Annotated in this window: 16 protein-coding genes; 8 read left to right on the forward strand and 8 right to left on the reverse strand. The window is 70.2% G+C overall.

The genetic code is table 11. From position 1 onward, the window contains the following. The 5 genes from ACIREE_RS36375 to ACIREE_RS36395 are packed head-to-tail and all read right to left on the reverse strand — an operon-like array spanning position 1 to position 4,270. Positions 1-969, reverse strand: a complete 969-nt coding sequence (locus tag ACIREE_RS36375) for a glycine betaine ABC transporter substrate-binding protein (protein ID WP_404162273.1) — start codon at positions 967-969, stop codon at positions 1-3. After that, positions 966-1,829: an ABC transporter permease gene (locus ACIREE_RS36380; RefSeq protein WP_404162276.1), complete on the reverse strand. Its 864-nt coding sequence runs from the start codon at positions 1,827-1,829 to the stop codon at positions 966-968. Before ACIREE_RS36380 ends, ACIREE_RS36375 begins: the two co-directional genes overlap by 4 nt. Next, positions 1,826-3,076, reverse strand: coding sequence for an ABC transporter ATP-binding protein (locus ACIREE_RS36385; RefSeq protein ID WP_404162543.1), 1,251 nt, complete (start codon positions 3,074-3,076; stop codon positions 1,826-1,828). Before ACIREE_RS36385 ends, ACIREE_RS36380 begins: the two co-directional genes overlap by 4 nt. A gap of 46 nt (positions 3,077-3,122) precedes the next feature. Then, positions 3,123-3,770 carry an ABC transporter permease gene (locus ACIREE_RS36390; RefSeq protein WP_404162279.1) on the reverse strand — a complete coding sequence of 216 codons (648 nt, stop codon included), beginning with the start codon at positions 3,768-3,770 and terminating at the stop codon, positions 3,123-3,125. Positions 3,771-3,799: 29 nt separating this feature from the next. Further along, positions 3,800-4,270: an Lrp/AsnC family transcriptional regulator gene (locus ACIREE_RS36395; protein WP_404162281.1), complete on the reverse strand. Its 471-nt coding sequence runs from the start codon at positions 4,268-4,270 to the stop codon at positions 3,800-3,802. Positions 4,271-4,437: 167 nt separating this feature from the next. On the opposite strand from ACIREE_RS36395, the gene hppD reads away from it, so the two are divergent. The 4 genes from hppD to nthA are packed head-to-tail and all read left to right on the forward strand — an operon-like array spanning position 4,438 to position 6,775. Continuing rightward, positions 4,438-5,595, forward strand: a complete 1,158-nt coding sequence (gene hppD, locus ACIREE_RS36400; RefSeq protein ID WP_404162283.1) for a 4-hydroxyphenylpyruvate dioxygenase — start codon at positions 4,438-4,440, stop codon at positions 5,593-5,595. Positions 5,596-5,627: 32 nt separating this feature from the next. Next, on the forward strand, positions 5,628-5,912 hold the full coding sequence (locus ACIREE_RS36405) for a hypothetical protein (protein ID WP_404162286.1): 285 nt from the start codon (positions 5,628-5,630) through the stop codon (positions 5,910-5,912). Then, on the forward strand, positions 5,905-6,198 hold the full coding sequence (locus ACIREE_RS36410; RefSeq protein ID WP_404162289.1) for an SH3-like domain-containing protein: 294 nt from the start codon (positions 5,905-5,907) through the stop codon (positions 6,196-6,198). Before ACIREE_RS36405 ends, ACIREE_RS36410 begins: the two co-directional genes overlap by 8 nt. Continuing rightward, entirely contained in the window at positions 6,188-6,775 is a 588-nt protein-coding gene (gene nthA / locus ACIREE_RS36415) for a nitrile hydratase subunit alpha (protein WP_404162292.1), read from the forward strand. The genes ACIREE_RS36410 and nthA overlap by 11 nt, the downstream gene beginning before the upstream one ends. Before the next feature lie 268 nt (positions 6,776-7,043). Here nthA and ACIREE_RS36420 read toward each other — a convergent pair whose 3' ends face one another. Further along, entirely contained in the window at positions 7,044-8,525 is a 1,482-nt protein-coding gene (locus ACIREE_RS36420) for a tetratricopeptide repeat protein (protein ID WP_404162293.1), read from the reverse strand. Between the two features lie 108 nt (positions 8,526-8,633). Between ACIREE_RS36420 and ACIREE_RS36425 the strand changes: the two genes are divergently transcribed. Beyond that, the gene (locus tag ACIREE_RS36425) at positions 8,634-10,004 is read left to right on the forward strand and encodes an FAD-binding oxidoreductase (protein WP_404162296.1); all 1,371 of its coding nucleotides are present in this window, start codon (positions 8,634-8,636) and stop codon (positions 10,002-10,004) included. Positions 10,005-10,035: 31 nt separating this feature from the next. Here the strand turns inward: ACIREE_RS36425 and ACIREE_RS36430 are convergent, their stop codons facing one another. Then, positions 10,036-10,512 (reverse strand): SsgA family sporulation/cell division regulator, encoded by a 477-nt coding sequence (locus ACIREE_RS36430; RefSeq protein WP_404162298.1) that lies wholly within the window; start codon positions 10,510-10,512, stop codon positions 10,036-10,038. A gap of 243 nt (positions 10,513-10,755) precedes the next feature. On the opposite strand from ACIREE_RS36430, the gene ACIREE_RS36435 reads away from it, so the two are divergent. After that, the gene (locus ACIREE_RS36435) at positions 10,756-12,372 is read left to right on the forward strand and encodes an RDD family protein (RefSeq protein ID WP_404162301.1); all 1,617 of its coding nucleotides are present in this window, start codon (positions 10,756-10,758) and stop codon (positions 12,370-12,372) included. 80 nt (positions 12,373-12,452) lie between these two features. Beyond that, entirely contained in the window at positions 12,453-13,184 is a 732-nt protein-coding gene (locus ACIREE_RS36440) for an RDD family protein (protein WP_404162303.1), read from the forward strand. Between the two features lie 43 nt (positions 13,185-13,227). Here the strand turns inward: ACIREE_RS36440 and ACIREE_RS36445 are convergent, their stop codons facing one another. Then, complete coding sequence (locus ACIREE_RS36445) at positions 13,228-13,530, reverse strand: hypothetical protein (protein ID WP_404162306.1); 303 nt, start codon at positions 13,528-13,530, stop codon at positions 13,228-13,230. A gap of 348 nt (positions 13,531-13,878) precedes the next feature. Between ACIREE_RS36445 and ACIREE_RS36450 the strand changes: the two genes are divergently transcribed. Continuing rightward, positions 13,879-16,269 (forward strand): immune inhibitor A domain-containing protein, encoded by a 2,391-nt coding sequence (locus ACIREE_RS36450; protein ID WP_404162308.1) that lies wholly within the window; start codon positions 13,879-13,881, stop codon positions 16,267-16,269. The last annotated feature ends 20 nt before the right edge of the window (positions 16,270-16,289 follow it).

The raw sequence follows: 16,289 nt of genomic DNA on the forward strand, positions 1-16,289 counted from the left end.
TCACTCCTTGACGAAGCCCTCCTTCACCAGCCAGTCCTTCGCCACGTCGTGCGGGTCCTGCCCGTCGACGTCGACCTTGGCGTTGAGTTCCTGCGCGACGGTGTTGTCGAGCTTCTTGGTGATGGGGTCCAGGACCTCGGCCATCTTCGGGTACTTCTTCAGCGACTTGGTGTTGATCTCGGGCGCCGCGTTGTAGTTCGGGAAGAAATGCCGGTCGTCCGCCATGGTCTTCAGGTTCATCGCCTTGATGCGGCCGTCGGTCGTGTACACCTCGCCGAACGTGCAACTGCCCTTGTTCGCCTGCGTGTAGATGATGCCGCTGTCCATCTGCGTGATGTTCCCGGCGGGGATCTTCATCCCGTACGCCTTCTCCATGCCGGGCAGCCCGTCCGCACGGTTGGCGAACTCGCTCTCCACGCACAGGGTGACGGCGCCCGGGTTCGACTTGGAGAGCGCGGCGACGTCGGAGAGCGTCTTGGTGCCGTACTTCTTGAAGTTGGCCTGGTTCATGGCGAGCGCGTACGTGTTGTTGAGCGCGGACGGCGGCAGCCAGGTGATGCCGTTCTTGAGGTCGGCGTCGTGCACCGCCTGCCACTGCTTCTGCGGGTCGGGGATCGGATCGGAGTTGCCGAGGTACGTGATCCAGGCCGTGCCCGTGTACTCGTACATGGCGTCCGCGTCACCGGACTTGATGGCCTCGCGGGCGCCGACGGAACCCTGGATGCCGGTCCGGTCCAGGACGTCCGCGCCGGCCGCCTTGAACGCGATGCCCATCATCGCGCCGAGGACCAGCTGCTCGGTGAACTCCTTCGACGTGACGGTGATGCTCGCGCCCTTGAGCGGCTCGCCCTTGCCGACCGAGCCGGGCCGTACGTCGTCGACCAGGGGGCTGCCGCTGGTGAGCCCGCAGCCGGCGAGCAGCGCCAGACCGCTCGTCGCCGCCGCTGCCAGACGCATCCGGTACCTCATGTGCGCACCTCCAGCCCGCGCGGCCGCAACAGGAGTTCGGCCAGCGAGGCCAGCCAGTCGACGAGCAGCGCGAGCGCGATGGTCAGGATGGAGCCGAGCATCAGGACCGGCATGCGCTGGTTGGTGATCCCGGTGGTGATCAGGACGCCGAGTCCGCCGCCGCCGCCGAACGTGGCGAGCGTCGCGGTACCGACGTTGAGGACGAGCGCGGTGCGCACCCCGGCGAGGATCAGCGGGACGGCGAGGGGCAGTTCGACCTTCCTGAGCACGCCCATCGGCGACATGCCGATTCCGCGCGCGGCCTCCAGGAGCGTCGGGTCGTTGGCCTTCAGCCCTGCGATCGTGTTGGAGAGCACCGGCAGGATCGCGTAGATGATGATGCCGATCAGGGCGGTCTTCTGGCCGATGCCGAGCCAGATGACGAGCAGGGCGAGGAGGCCGATCGCGGGTGTCGCCTGTCCCATGTTGGCGAGGGTGAGCGCGAACGGGGTCGCCTTGCGGAACGTCTTGCGGGTCAGCAGGATCCCCAGCGGGATCGCGATGATCAGCACGAAGAACGTCGAGATCACCGTCAGGGTGACGTGCTGGCGCAGCGCCTTCCACACCTGCCCGCCGGAGATCGCGTTCTCGGAGATCGAGTCGAGGTCGGCGCTGCGGAACCAGAGCCAGGTGGCGAGGAGCACCGCCACGAGCACGACCGGCAGGAACGTCACCTTCTGCCAGGTGATGCGGCGCTCCTGCCGTGCGGCGGACCGCGGCGGCGCCTCCTGCTCGCCCTCGCCCTCGTCGCGGAACGCGAGGCCCTTGACCTCGTGCTCGCCCTCGGGCCGCCCGTCGCCCTGCTTCAGGGGAGTGCTCACGCCTTCGCCTCCCCGTCGCCGGCCTGCGCGCCCTCCTGCTCCGCCTGCGTCTGCTGGGCCCTGTGCTCCTCCAGCTCGTGCTGGTGCTCGACCGCTTCGAGCCGGTCGGCCTCCAGGAGTTCGTGCACGGAGTTCATCAGCGTCTCCATGTCGACGACGCCCTCGTACTCGCCGCGCCGCCCGGTCACCGCGACCCGGCCCGCGTTGTCGGTGAGGACGGCTTCGAGCGCGTCGCGCAGGGTCGCGTCCCAGGTGACGGTGTCGTGGACCAGGGTGCCCGCGCGGGCAAGGGAGCCCTTGGCGCGCATCAGGTCGCCGCGGCGCAGCCACTTGTAGGGGCGGCGGCGCCGGTCGAGCAGCAGGAGCTCGTTCGTGCCGGCCGCCCGCAGCTTGTTGAAGATGTCCTGCAGCGGGTCGTCGACGCCCACCGTCGGATAGTCGGTCACCTCGACGTCGCGTACGCGGGTGAGGTTGAGCCGCTTGAGGGCCGCGCCCGCGCCCACGAACCCGGACACGAAGTCGTCGGCCGGATTGGTGAGGATGGCCTCGGGGGTGTCGAACTGCGCGATGTGCGAGTGCTCCCGCAGCACCGCGATCCGGTCGCCGAGCTTGATGGCCTCGTCGAAGTCGTGCGTGACGAAGACGATCGTCTTGTGCAGCTCGTGCTGGAGCCGGATCAGCTCGTCCTGGAGGTGGTCGCGGGTGATCGGGTCGACGGCGCCGAACGGCTCGTCCATCAGCAGCACCGGCGGGTCGGCCGCCAACGCCCGTGCCACGCCCACGCGTTGCTGCTGTCCGCCGGAGAGCTGGCGCGGGTAGCGGCCGTGGAACTCGCCGGGGTCGAGCCCGACCAGGTCGAGCATCTCCTCGACCCGCGACTTGATCCGCGACTTCGACCAGCCGACCATTTTCGGCACGAGCGCGATGTTCTGCGCCACCGTCATGTGCGGGAAGAGACCCGAGGACTGGATCGCGTAGCCGACCTTGCGGCGCAGCTTCACCGGGTCCATGTCGGTGACGTCCTCGCCGCCGATGCGGATCCGTCCGCCGGTCGGCTCGATCAGCCGGTTGATCATCTTCAGGGTGGTCGACTTCCCACAGCCGGACGGGCCCACGAAGATGACGAGCTCGCCCGCCTTGATCTCCATGTTGACGTTGTCCACGGCCGGGTCGTGGGTGCCCGGATAGCGTTTGGTCAGGTTCTCCAGCTCGATGGTGGCGCCGGTGTTGCGCTCGTCCACGGGCACGGGACCCGGCTCGGGGCCCGGTTCGGGCGTGCGCCTCGTGGTGGTCTCAGACACGGATCCCCCTCGGGATGGTCAGCCGTCCGATGAGGACGTACGCGGCGTCGAAGAGCAGGGCGAGAACGATGATGCCGAGGGTGCCCGCGAGCACCTGGTTGAGCGCGTTGGCGCTGCCCAGGGAGGCGATGCCGCGGAAGATCTCGTTGCCGAGACCCGGTCCGGAGGCGTACGCGGCGATCGCGGCGATGCCCATCAGCATCTGCGTGGAGACCCGGATCCCGGTGAGGATCGGCGGCCAGGCCAGCGGCAGCTCCACCTTGAAGAGCCGGGCGGCGCGGGACATCCCGATGCCCTTCGCCGCGTCGATCAGCGTGGGGTCGACGCCGCGCAGGCCCACGATGGCGTTGCGCACGATCGGCAGGAGCCCGTACAGGGTCAGGGAGATCACCGTCGGTGCGACGCCGAGGCCCACGATCGGGATCAGCAGGCCGATCATGGCGAGCGAGGGGATGGTGAGGATCGTGGAGGTGGCGGTGGTCGCCAGGTTCCCGGCCCAGTCGCTGCGGTACGTGAGGACGGCGATGACGATCCCGATGAGGGTCGCGACGACCATGCACTGGAAGACGGCGCTGGCATGCTGATACGAGTCGGCGAGCAGCTGCTGGTGCCGGTTGCCGAGGTAGTCCCAGAAGTTCATCGCACCTCACTTCCGAACCGGTCCCCGTGTCAGGAATCTCCCGACGCCTGTTCCACCAGCGGGATGATGCGCAGCGGAACGGGATTTTCCATGACGATCGCCGTGGAAGCCCGGACGATGCCATCAAAACCGACAACCAGGTCGATCACACGTTGAAGATCGGCGTTCGAGCGGGCCACGAGCCGGCACAGCATGTCGCCGCCGCCGGTCGTCGTGTGCAGTTCGAGAACCTCGGGGACTCGCCCCAAATGGGCCCTGACATCGGCTCCTTGACCCTGCCGGATCTGCAGCGTCGCGAACGCCGTGACCGGATAGCCGAGCGCCGCCGGGTCCACCTCGGGGCCGAATCCGCGGATGACTCCGTTCGAGGTAAGCCGGTCGAGCCGGGCCTGCACGGTGCCGCGCGCGACCCCGAGCCGCCGCGACATCTCCAGGACCCCGATCCGCGGCTCGCGCGCGAGCAGCACGATCAGCCGCCCGTCCAGCTGGTCGATCGACATGAGCACCTCCAGAAGCAGTGGTCCCGGCCGTCCCGGTCACCTGGCAACCCCCGGCACCCTGGTCACCCTGTACAAGAAGACCGTAGGAGTGGGCGTTCCACTGGCCAGATTGCCCAGCGGATACGCGAACTATTGCGCACCTTGTGGAACAGGGGGAGCCTCCACACATGACGCAGACCACAGGTTCGTCCGCCGCAGCAGCCCCCGACACCGCCCGGCAGGCCGACCCCTTCCCGGTGAAGGGGATGGACGCGGTCGTCTTCGCCGTGGGCAACGCCAAACAGGCCGCGCACTACTACTCCACCGCCTTCGGCATGAAGCTCGTCGCCTACTCCGGACCGGAGAACGGCAGCCGCGAGACCGCCTCGTACGTCCTGACCAACGGCTCCGCCCGCTTCGTGTTCACCTCCGTCATCAAGGCGTCCACCGAGTGGGGCCACTTCCTGAACGAGCACGTCGCCGCCCACGGTGACGGCGTCGTCGACCTCGCCATCGAGGTGCCGGACGCGCGCGCCGCGTACGCGTACGCCGTCGAGCACGGCGCCCGCGGCCTCCAGGAGCCGTACGAGGTGAAGGACGACCACGGCACGGTCGTGCTCGCGGCCATCGCCACCTACGGCAAGACCCGCCACACACTGGTGGAGCGTTCCGGCTACGACGGCCCCTACCTGCCCGGCTTCGCCCCGGCCGCTCCGATCGTCGAGCCGCCCGCCAAGCGCACCTTCCAGGCCATCGACCACTGCGTCGGCAACGTCGAACTCGGCCGCATGAACGAATGGGTCGCGTTCTACAACAAGGTCATGGGCTTCACGAACATGAAGGAGTTCGTGGGCGACGACATCGCGACCGAGTACAGCGCGCTGATGTCGAAGGTCGTCGCGGACGGCACGCTGAAGGTCAAGTTCCCGATCAACGAGCCCGCCGTCGCGAAGAAGAAGTCCCAGATCGACGAATACCTGGAGTTCTACGGGGGCGCGGGCGTCCAGCACATCGCGCTCGCCACGAACGACATCGTCGCGTCCGTACGGGCCATGCGCGCGGCCGGCGTGCAGTTCCTCGACACCCCGGACTCCTACTACGACACGCTCGGCGAGTGGGCGGGCGAGACCCGCGTCCCCGTCGAGACCCTGCGCGAGCAGAAGATCCTCGTCGACCGCGACGAGGACGGCTACCTGCTGCAGATCTTCACCAAGCCGGTCCAGGACCGTCCGACGGTCTTCTTCGAGATGATCGAGCGGCACGGCTCCATGGGCTTCGGCAAGGGCAACTTCAAGGCCCTGTTCGAGGCGATCGAGCGGGAGCAGGAGAAGCGCGGCAACCTGTAGGCGAGCGCCCGGCCGCCGCCTACTGTGGGCCCATGGCCAGGATGAACGACGTAGGCGGCATGACAGGGTTCGGCGCCATCGACACCAGCGATGACGCCGAACCCTTCCAGGCGGACTGGGAAGCGCGCGTTTTCGCGCTCCAGCGCGCACTGCTCGTCAAGAAGGTCTTCAACCTCGACGAGTTCCGGGACGCCATCGAGACGATGCCGCCGGCCGAGTACCTGGCGGCCTCGTACTACGAGCGCTGGTTCCACGCGATCCGTACGCTCCTGGAGCACAAAGGCGTGATCGCGCAGGGGGCTCTGAACGATGCCTGAACTCGCGTACACACCCGGCGACTTGGTGCGCACCTACCGCCACGACCCGCCGCACCACACGCGACTGCCGCGCTACGCCCGCGGCAAGCTCGGCGTCGTCGTCGAGCCGGAGGGCCCGGCACCGCTCGCCGACGCCCGTGCGCAGGGCCGCGCCGACGCCCCCGTCGAAATGATCTACGCGGTGCGGTTCGCCGCGCGGGAGTTGTGGGGCGAGGGCGAACACGAGGTGGTCCTCGACCTGTCGGAGAGCTACTTGCGAAAGGCTGACACCACGGATGTCCGGTGACCACGACGACGCGGTGATCTCCCGCCAGGTCCGGCTTCTGGAGAGCCTGTTGGAGGAGCGGGGCATCGTCGGCGGCGACACCGTCGACGAGGTCATCGACGGGTTCCTGGCCGGCGCCTCCCCGGTGAACGGGGCGAAGGTCGCGGCCCGCGCCTGGACCGACCCCGCCTTCAAGGAGCGGCTCCTCGCGGACGGCGCGGCGGCCATCGGCGAGCTGGGCTTCGCCGCGGGCGGAGTCCAGCATCAGCGCCTGCGCGTCGCAGAGAACACCGAATCCGTGCACAACGTCATCGTGTGCACCCTGTGCTCCTGCTACCCGCTGCGGCTGCTCGGCCCGTCGCCCGGCTGGTACAAGAGCGAGGCGTACCGCTCGCGCGTGGTGCGGGACCCTCGCGGGGTGCTCGCCGAGTTCGGGGTGACCCTTCCGCGGGGCGTGCGGGTCACTGTGTGGGACTCCAGTGCGGAGACGCGGTACATGGTGCTGCCGCGGCGGCCCGGTGGGACGGAGGGCCTGCCCGAGCCGGAACTTGCCGCGTTGGTCACTCGGAACGGGTTGATCGGAACGGCGCTGTTGTGACGGCCCCGAGCCCCTGGGCAGTACCTTGCCCGCGGGCCGGTGGGGACTTCTCGCGCCGTTCCCCGCGCCCCTGAAATGCGCACTGCGTGCGCCATTTCATCGGCGCGCATCACGCGCCCCATGGGGCTGCGGCGAAGCCGCATGCTCCAGGGGCGCGGGGAACTGCGCGAGAAGTCCCCACCGAGCTGAGCACGAAGAACAAACCAGGGGCGCGGGGAACTGCGCGACCCGCCACGACGAGAGCCGCACCCCGTCGGCGGCGAAGCGCTCAACGGCGCTGCGGAGCCGTGCCCCGCGGGGCCCACATCTGCTCGGGCCCGCCCGTCGGCGGGTCGCCGAGTGCGGCCAGGTCCTGCTGGGCCCGCGGAGCGAGCAGCGGGGAGAACGTCGGATTGATCCGCAGCGCCTCCCCGATGTGCCGCCGGGCCGCCCCGTACAGACCCAACTCCCGCTCCACCGCGCCCCGGTGATACATGATCAGGCCACTGCGCAACGATCCGCCCTTCTGCCGATCCGTGGCCCGCCGCAACAACCCGATCGCCTCGTCGTCCTCGCCGGCCCGGTGCAGCGCCCAGCCCAGCGCATCCGCGGCCTGGACGCCCGGCGCCCGCTTCCACTCCGCGCGCAGCCGCTCCACCGCCGCCTCCGGATCCCCGTGATCGGCCTCGAACCGGCCGAGCACGAGCGCGTCGTCCACCCCGTGCGCACCCTGCGCCGCGGCGCGGGCCCGCAGCATGGCGTACTGGGCGCGAGCCGCCCCGCCCAGATGCAGAGACTCGTACAACTCACCGAGTTCCAGGGCGTATTCGGGTGCGGGCCGCTTGGCGATGGCCCGCTGGTACGCCCGCAGCGCCTCCGACGTACGGCCCAGTGAGGCGAGCGCACGGGCCTGGCCCGCGAGCGCCGCAGGGAAGTCCGGGTCCGCCGCGCTCGCCGCCTCGAAGTGCCGCAGCGCGTCGGCGGGTTCGCCCCGCTCCCAGGCCAGTTCACCGGCGCGCTGCAGCAGCGCGGCCTGCTCCGTGGGTGTTCCGGCGCGGGCCGCGGCGTCGGTGAGCAGCGCCGCCGCGTCCTCGCGCCAGCCCTTGTCCCGGTACACGGTCGCGGTGCCGAGCGTCACGGGCGTGCCCGACGTGAGCCCGGCCAGCTTCTCCAGGGCCTTCTCTGCCGCCTTGTAGTCGCCGACGCCCTGATAGGCGTCGATCAGCGCGGAGTACGCCGGCCAGCGGTTCGGCGCGAGCTTCGTCGCGGCCTCGCCCCACTTCTTGGCGCCCGGCCAGTCGCCCCGCGCGGCGGCCAGCGCGGCGAGCCCGTCGACGGCCGCCACGTTCCCTCGGGGCCGCACCTTCAGCGAACTGCCCAGCGCCTGCTCCGCCTTGGGGTAGAACGCCGAGTCGGCCGTGCGCGTACCGCGCTCCACATAGGCGGCCCCGAGCGCCGCCCACGTCCGGTCGTCCCGGGGGTTCTTGCGCAGCTCGGCCTCGTGCCGCACGATCAGCGCGGTCAGGTCGGGCAGGGACGCCGGCGCCCCGGCGGCGGCCGCGATCACCGCCCGCCCGGCGGGCCCCGGCAGCGCGGACGACTTCGGCGCGTCGTCCTTCGGCAGCAGGACGAGCACACCGCCGAGCACCACGCATCCGGCGACGGACGCGAGGACCGCGCGCTTCAGCGCGGGGGAGGGGCGGCGCGGCGCGCCGGGCACCACATCACCTTCCGGGGGTTCCGTTTCCGGGGATCTTGTGGAGGTCTCCATGGCGCACACTGTGCGTCAATACGAAGAGCACACCCGGCCGCCATTCCGGCACGGGATGCACCCCGCATACGGGTTCACACCGATGGCCCCGAGTGCCAGGCTGTGATCATGAGCCGCACCCTCATCGAACTGCTGGGCGACGGGCTGCCCCCCGAGGCGCTCGTCACCGACCCCGACGTCACCGCCTCGTACGCCCACGACATGGCGAGCTTCTGCGACGCGGGCACCCCCGCCGTCGTCGTACTGCCACGCACCGTCGAACAGGTACAGCACGTCATGCGCACCGCCACCGCCCTGCGCGTCCCCGTCGTCCCCCAAGGCGCCCGCACCGGACTGTCGGGCGCCGCCAACGCCTCCGACGGCTGCATCGTGCTCTCGCTCGTCAAGATGGACCGCATCCTGGAGATCAACCCGGTCGACCGGATCGCCGTCGTCGAGCCCGGCGTCATCAACGCCACGCTCTCCCGCGCCGTGAACGAGCGGGGCCTGTACTACCCGCCCGACCCGTCGAGTTGGGAGATGTGCACCATCGGCGGCAACATCGGCACGGCCTCCGGCGGCCTGTGCTGCGTCAAGTACGGGGTGACCGCGGAGTACGTGCTCGGGCTCGACGTCGTCCTCGCCGACGGCCGCCTGCTGTCCACCGGACGGCGCACCGCGAAGGGCGTCGCCGGCTATGACCTCACCCGCCTCTTCGTCGGCTCGGAGGGCAGCCTGGGCATCGTCGTCGGGGCGACGCTCGCGCTGAAGCCGCAGCCGCCCCAACAGCTCGTTTTGGCAGCCGAGTTCGCGTCCGCCGCCGCGGCCTGCGACGCCGTCTGCACGATCATGGAGGGCGGTCACACCCCGTCGCTCCTCGAACTCATGGACCGTACGACCGTCAAGGCCGTCAACGCCATGGCACACATGGGTCTCCCCGAGACGACCGAGGCCCTGCTCCTCGCCGCCTTCGACACCCCGGACCCGGCGCGCGACCTCGCCGCGGTCGGTGCCCTGTGCGAGGCCGCGGGCGCCACCCAGGTCGTACCCGCCGAGGACGCCGCCGAGTCCGAACTGCTGCTCCAGGCGCGGCGGTTGTCCCTCACCGCCCTCGAAGCGGTCAAGGGCACCACGATGATCGACGACGTGTGCGTACCGCGCTCGGCGCTCGGCGCGATGCTCGAAGGCGTCGAGCGCATCGCCGACAAGTACTCCCTGACCATCGGCGTCTGCTGCCACGCGGGCGACGGCAACACCCACCCCACCGTCTGCTTCGACGCCCAGGACGCCGACGAGGGGCGGCGCGCCCGCGAGTCCTTCGACGAGATCATGGCGCTCGGTCTTGAGCTCGGCGGCACCATCACCGGCGAGCACGGCGTCGGCGTCCTGAAGAAGGAGTGGCTCGCACGCGAACTCGGCCCGGTCGGCGTCGACGTACAGCGGGCGGTGAAGGCGACCTTCGACCCCCTGGGCCTCCTCAACCCCGGCAAGCTGTTCTGACCCGGCCGCGTCCGCCGCACCGCCCGGCGCCTCACCGGTCGTCGGACGACGACTCGTCCGACGGCCACGGGTCGCGCAGGTAGAGGTCGTCGGCCGGAGTGTGGGCCAGCAGCTCGGCGAGGCCGTCGTCGATTCCGAGCTGCTCGGCCTCAGAGCCCGGAGGGACCACCCGCAGCGTCCGCTCCAGCCAGGCCGAGACCGGCGCGGCGGGCGCTTCGAGGAGCGCGTCGCCGTCCGGCGAACTCAGCGCCATCAGCACCACACTGCGCCCGTCCACCTTGGTCGGCCACACCCGCACATCCCCGTGCCCGCACGGCCTGAACACCCCCTCGACGAGCAGCTCGCGGGCGAACGTCCAGCTGACGGGGTGTTCCGAACCGATGTGGAACATGACGTGGACGGCGTAGGGGTCGTCGGAGCGATAGGTGAGGCGGGCCGGTACGGGGATGCTCCGCTCGGGCGACAACACCAGATTCAGCTCGAGTTCGCGTTCCACCACGGTGTGCATGGCGTGCACTTCCTTTCCCTCTGTACGAGATCTCGTACGAGGTCCCGTACGGGCCCCGGAGCGGGCCCGTGCAGGAGGAGAGCGCGATGTCCCGTCGGCATTACGCGAGTTCGGGAAAGTTTTTTTGTACAGCTTCCGTGCCCGGAAAGTGGGGCGTACCGGCGGACCGGCGCGGGCGGGTGCGGCCGTCTGATAGATGTGGAGGCCACAACAAGACCCCCGAGCAGATACGGGACGACGGACATGAGCGCCCCAACCCCGGCCCCCGGTGACGACCGGCCCCGCGAAGGCTACTACCCCGACCCGTCCATTCCCGGATATGTCCGGTACTGGAACGGTGCCGCCTGGGTCCCCGGCACCAGCCGCCCCGCCCCTTCCGAGGGCGAGACGCTGCCGACTCCGGCGGGTTCGGCCCCGGCGGCCGCCCCCGTCGAGGAGACCGGCCCGGTCTTCCTCGACGAGGAGCCCTCCGTGCGTACGGAGACGGGCCCCGACGAACCGGTGTCGCCCGAGCCCGCCTCCGCCTGGGCGGCCGACACCGCCCGCCAGTCCGGCTTCGGCGGCGAGCAGGACCGCCGGGTCTCCTGGGGCGGCGAGGCCTCCGGTGGCGAGGCTTCCGGTGGCGAGGCCTCCGGCGGTGAGGCGGAAGGGCACACCGAGCCCGCCGGACACGCCGAGAACCCAGCCACCCCAGCCACCCCAGCGACTCCGGCCGCCCCCGCCACTCCTGAGGCCCCGGCGGCCCCGGCCCCCGAGCGCTCCGACGGCACTGTCGCGATCCGCGCCGTGCGGCCCGGCGGCGCGGGCACGTCCCCGCGCACCGACGGCACGATGACGATCCGGGCGGTACCGCAGCAAGGCTCCCCGCAGCAGGGGGCACGGCCCCCTGCCCAACCGCAGCCGCAGGCCCAACCGCAGGCACAAGCCCAAGCCCAACCCCAGCCGCAGGCCCCGGCCCAGTCCCGCGCGGGGCTCAACCCGCAGCGCGCGCCCAGTACCCCCGCCGCGGACCCCCGCCTCGGCGGCGCACAGCCCCAGGCGAGCACCCCGGCCCCGGCACCCGCTCAGACTCCGCCGCCCGCGTACGGCTACCCGGCCCCCGCCCAGCCGGCGCCGGGTCCCACGGCCGCACCCGCGTACGGCTACCCGGGCCCCGCCCAGCAGGCGCCGGGTCCCACGACCCCGCCCGCGTACGGCTACCCGGGGCCCGAGCGGTCGGCGGCGCCCGCCGTGCCGACGCCCGTCACCCAGGGCCCCGGCGGCGGTTCGCCGTCCTGGGCGCAGCAGGTGCACCAGCTGGCGGAGCCGGAGGGCCCGGTCACTCCGTTCAAGCCGGTGGTGAACGACCCGTTCCTCGCCGCCGCGCAGGCCCAGGCGTCCGCGCGCCCGGCGGGTCTCGGCAAGAGATTCGTGGCACGCCTCATCGACACACTCGTTCTGGGTGCCGTCACCGCGGCGGTCGCCGTGCCGCTGGGCACCCGCGCGCTCGACCACATCGACGGCAAGATCGACGCGGCGAAGGCCTCGGGCCGGCAGGTCACGGTCTGGCTGCTCGACGGCACGACCGCGACGTACCTCGGCATCGTGCTCGCCGTGCTGCTCCTCTTCGGCGTCGTCTACGAGGCGCTGCCGACCGCCAAGTGGGGTCACACGCTCGGCAAGAAGCTGATGGGCCTGCGCGTGCGGGAGATCGAGGGAAGCGACTCCCCGACGTTCGGCGCGGCCCTGCGCCGCTGGCTCGCCTACAGCGTGCTCGGCGTGCTCGTCATCGGGATCCTCGGCGTCCTGTGGGGCGCCATCGACCGGCCGTGGCGCCAGTGTCTGCACGACAAGGTGGCGCGTACGTTCGTATCGGGATAGTGGCCGGATAGCGGCCCCCGGGTCATCCGGACGGCGGCCCGCCGGGTGCGTGCCGCCGGTCTTCGCGGTCCACTCGGGCCATGAGTACCGAACCGCCGCCGGGCGGATCCGGCGAGCCGCCGGACGACGACCCGTTCCGCAAGCCGCCCCCGGCCTCCCCGGGCGGCGGCTCCCCGTACGACGGTCCGCAGCACCCTCAGGGCTCAGCGGGCCAGAACCCGTACGACTCCGCGCAGAATCCCTATGGCTCGACGCCCCCGCCGGGCGACGGCACCCCGCCCCCGTTCGGCGGCGGCACACCCCCTCCGTACGGCGGTGACCCGTACGGATCCGGCGGCTACGGCGGCGCCGACCCGCTCGCCGGGATGCCGCCGCTGGCCGACAGCGGCAAACGCGTCCTGGCACGCATCATCGACCTGGTCCTGGTCGGGATCGTCGTGGGCCTGCTGTCCTGGGCGTTCGGGACCTCCGAGTACGAGACCGACCCCGACAAGATCGAATACGGCCGGCAGTTCGGGCAGTCGCTGCTCGCTGCCGTCCTGTACATCGGCTACGACACGTTCATGATGGCGAAGACCGGCCAGACTCTCGGCAAGAAGCTGATGAAGCTGCGCCTGGCCCGTCTCGACAACGGGGCGACGCCCAGCGTGCAGACCAACCTGATCCGCGCGGTCGTCCTGTGGCTCCCCGCCGTCTTCTGCTGCGCCTGCATCTGGACGGCGATCTGCGGCGGTTGGAGCTTCTTCGACAAGCCCTACAAGCAGGGCCTGCACGACAAGGCCGCGAAGACAGTGGTGGTCAGCAGCGCCTGACGGCGACAGCGACGACGTACGACAGATCCGGCGGGTCCGTGCCTCACGGGCCCGCCGGCTCGCGTTCGCGCCGCACGGACCGGGACCTGGCCGCGCGCGCCGGAGCCGGGACGTGCTGCGCGGGCACCCGTCCCTCCTCGGTGGGTTGCTCCGCCTGCTCCTCCGCGGGCGCCTGCTTGCGCACGGGTACGGACAGCGCCACGAGCAGCCCCAGGGCGAGCGCCGACACGGCGATCACGGCCACTCCGGGCCCCGAACTCGTCTGCGAGAGCAGCAGCATGGCGAGGGTGGAGAAGACGACGGTGGCCGAACCGTAGAGGAGCTGTGCGACAGTCGGGCGAGGCATGGCGGTATCCGTCCTCGTGACATCGGGGGAGCGCGAGAAGGGCGAACGAGGTGGGTCGCACCTGAGGCCCGACTCTAATCCGACGTGTGCCCGAGTGGAACGTCCGGTAAGCATGACCTTACCCACAGTGCAGGTGCATGGGGGGCGCACGGAGTCATCCGGTCCAGGAAGTGGACGTTCCGACGCGCCCGTTGTGCATTTACCTCCTTGTCCGGATAGCGGACCCGCCCCCCTGCATAGTGCAACGGAAACGTCACAGTCAAGGGCTGTTATTTCTCCTCTACCTCCGGTCAAATGGCGTCACTTGTGACACGTGGCGATTGCGTCACGGAAGAGGGGAACACTCAAGTGACCACCAAGAGACGGGCGTTGCGATCCGCCGCCGTGCTCGTGACCCTGGCCGCCACCGCGGCCACCGGGTCCATAGCGGCGACGACCGCCCAGGCCGACGCACCGGCCGCGACGAGCACGACCTCCGGCAAGACGTACGGAGGCAAGGGCCACGTCATGGACGGCCCGTTCAGCAAGCAGCAGGAGCAGCAGCGCCAGACCGCCCTGCAGAACGTGCTGCAGGGCACGTCGAAGGTCGTGGAGCGCAACGGCTCCAAGGTCGTCGACCTCGGCAAGGGCAAGTACGTCGAGCTGGGCCGTGAGCGCACGGACAAGATCTTCACGATCCTGACCGAGTTCGGCGACAAGGTCGACGACACCACTCTGGTGGACCGCGCGGACGACAACACCCCGGACCTGAAGCCCAAGTACGGCGGCACGCCCGGCCCGTTGCACAACGCGATAGCCGAGCCCGACCGCACCAAGAACAACAGCACGGCCTGGCAGAAGGACTACAACTCCCAGCACTACAAGGACCTCTACTTCGGGTCCGGCAAGGGAGTCGACTCTCTCAAGACGTACTACGAGAAGACGTCCTCGGGCCGCTACTCGGTCGACGGCGAGGTCTCCGACTGGGTGAAGGTCCCCTGGAACGAGGCCCGTTACGGCTCCAACTACTGCGGCGCCGACAACTGCCCGAACGTCGAGGACCTGGTCCGCGACGGTGTCACCGCCTGGGTCGAGCAGCAGAAGGCGGTCGGCAAGTCCGACGCCGACATCAAGGCCGACCTCGCCCAGTACGACCAGTGGGACCGTACGGACCACGACAACGACGGCAACTTCAACGAGCCCGACGGTTACATCGACCACTTCCAGATCGTCCACGCGGGCGAGGACGGGTCGGCCGGCGGCGGCGCGCAGGGCGGCGACTCCCTGTGGGCGCACCGCGGTTACGCCTACAGCCGCGACGACGGCGACACCGGCCCGTCCGGTTTCAAGGCGGGCGGCACCCCGGTCGGCGACACCGGCATCTGGGTCGGCGACTACACGATGCAGCCGGAGAACGGCGGCCTCGGCGTCTTCGCCCACGAGTACGCCCACGACCTGGGCCTGCCCGACCTGTACGACACCTCGAACGCGGCCGAGAACTCGGTCGGTTTCTGGTCGCTGATGTCGGCGGGCTCCTGGCTCGGCACCGGCAAGGACTCCATCGGTGACATGCCGGGCGACATGACCGCCTGGGACAAGCTGCAGCTGGGCTGGCTCAACTACGACAAGGCGAAGGCGGCGACCAGGTCGACGCACAAGCTGGGTGTCTCGGAGTACAACACCAAGCTGAAGCAGGCGCTGGTCGTCGAGTTGCCGAAGAAGAACGTCACCACGGACATCGTGCAGCCCACCGAGGGCGCCAAGCAGTGGTGGTCGGATTACGGCGACGATCTCTCCAACACCCTGGAGCGGACGGTCGACCTGACCGGCAGGTCCAAGGCGTCGCTGGAGCTCGACGGCTGGTGGAACATCGAGAAGGACTACGACTACCTGTACACGCAGGTGTCCACGGACGACGGCGCGAGCTGGCACTCGATCGACGGCACGGCCGACGGCCGGACCATCACCCGGGACGGCGGCGACAAGCCCGCCCTGACCGGCGACTCCACCAAGTTCCAGCATCTCCTCTTCCCGCTCGACGAGTTCGCGGGCAAGAAGATCGGCATCCGCTTCCGCTACAAGACCGACGGCGGCGCGGGCGGCATGGGCTTCACCGCCGACAACCTCACGGTCAAGGCGGACGGTTCGGCGCTGTTCACGGACAACGCCGAGGGCGACGACAACGGCTGGACCGCACGCGGCTTCTCCCGCGTCGGCGCCTCGATCAGCGGCGACTTCCCGCAGTTCTACATCGCCGAGAACCGCCAGTACGTCAGCTACGACAAGACCCTGAAGGCCGGCCCGTACAACTTCGGGTGGCGTGACGGCGGCGCGAAGAACGACTGGGTCGAGCACTACCAGTACCGGCCCGGACTGATGGTCTGGCAGTGGGACACCTCGCAGCGCAACAACAACGTCGGCCAGCACCCCGGCAAGGGTCTGATCCTCCCGATCGACGCGCACGCGAAGCCGCTGAAGTGGTCGGACGGCAAGCTGATCTCGAACAAGATCACGCCGTACGACGCGGCCTTCGGCTGGTACCCGGTGCCCGGCATGAAGCTCCACAAGCTGGGCGTCGAGACGAAGATCCCGGCGCAGTTCGGCAACCCGGTCTTCGACGACCACAAGGGCACGTACTGGTACGCGGAGAACCCGACCGGGAGTGTCAAGACAACTGACACCCACACCCGGATCTCGGTCGTGGGTCAGCCGCTCGACGGCTCCTCGATCACGGTCAAGGTCGGCCCCTCGGCGAAGTAGCCGGTAAAACCGCAGGTCAG

Source organism: Streptomyces sp. NPDC102467, assembly GCF_044765445.1.
In the GTDB taxonomy this organism is placed as follows: domain Bacteria; phylum Actinomycetota; class Actinomycetes; order Streptomycetales; family Streptomycetaceae; genus Streptomyces.

Coding starts and splice junctions, on each gene's coding strand:
- ACIREE_RS36395 (WP_404162281.1), bottom strand. CDS start 4,270: ATGTCGATCGACCAGCTGGACGGGCGGCTGATCGTGCTGCTCGCGCGC.
- hppD (WP_404162283.1), top strand. CDS start 4,438: ATGACGCAGACCACAGGTTCGTCCGCCGCAGCAGCCCCCGACACCGCC.
- ACIREE_RS36390 (WP_404162279.1), bottom strand. CDS start 3,770: ATGAACTTCTGGGACTACCTCGGCAACCGGCACCAGCAGCTGCTCGCC.
- ACIREE_RS36435 (WP_404162301.1), top strand. CDS start 10,756: ATGAGCGCCCCAACCCCGGCCCCCGGTGACGACCGGCCCCGCGAAGGC.
- ACIREE_RS36375 (WP_404162273.1), bottom strand. CDS start 969: ATGAGGTACCGGATGCGTCTGGCAGCGGCGGCGACGAGCGGTCTGGCG.
- ACIREE_RS36410 (WP_404162289.1), top strand. CDS start 5,905: ATGCCTGAACTCGCGTACACACCCGGCGACTTGGTGCGCACCTACCGC.
- nthA (WP_404162292.1), top strand. CDS start 6,188: ATGTCCGGTGACCACGACGACGCGGTGATCTCCCGCCAGGTCCGGCTT.
- ACIREE_RS36440 (WP_404162303.1), top strand. CDS start 12,453: ATGAGTACCGAACCGCCGCCGGGCGGATCCGGCGAGCCGCCGGACGAC.
- ACIREE_RS36445 (WP_404162306.1), bottom strand. CDS start 13,530: ATGCCTCGCCCGACTGTCGCACAGCTCCTCTACGGTTCGGCCACCGTC.
- ACIREE_RS36430 (WP_404162298.1), bottom strand. CDS start 10,512: ATGCACACCGTGGTGGAACGCGAACTCGAGCTGAATCTGGTGTTGTCG.
- ACIREE_RS36405 (WP_404162286.1), top strand. CDS start 5,628: ATGGCCAGGATGAACGACGTAGGCGGCATGACAGGGTTCGGCGCCATC.
- ACIREE_RS36425 (WP_404162296.1), top strand. CDS start 8,634: ATGAGCCGCACCCTCATCGAACTGCTGGGCGACGGGCTGCCCCCCGAG.
- ACIREE_RS36420 (WP_404162293.1), bottom strand. CDS start 8,525: ATGGAGACCTCCACAAGATCCCCGGAAACGGAACCCCCGGAAGGTGAT.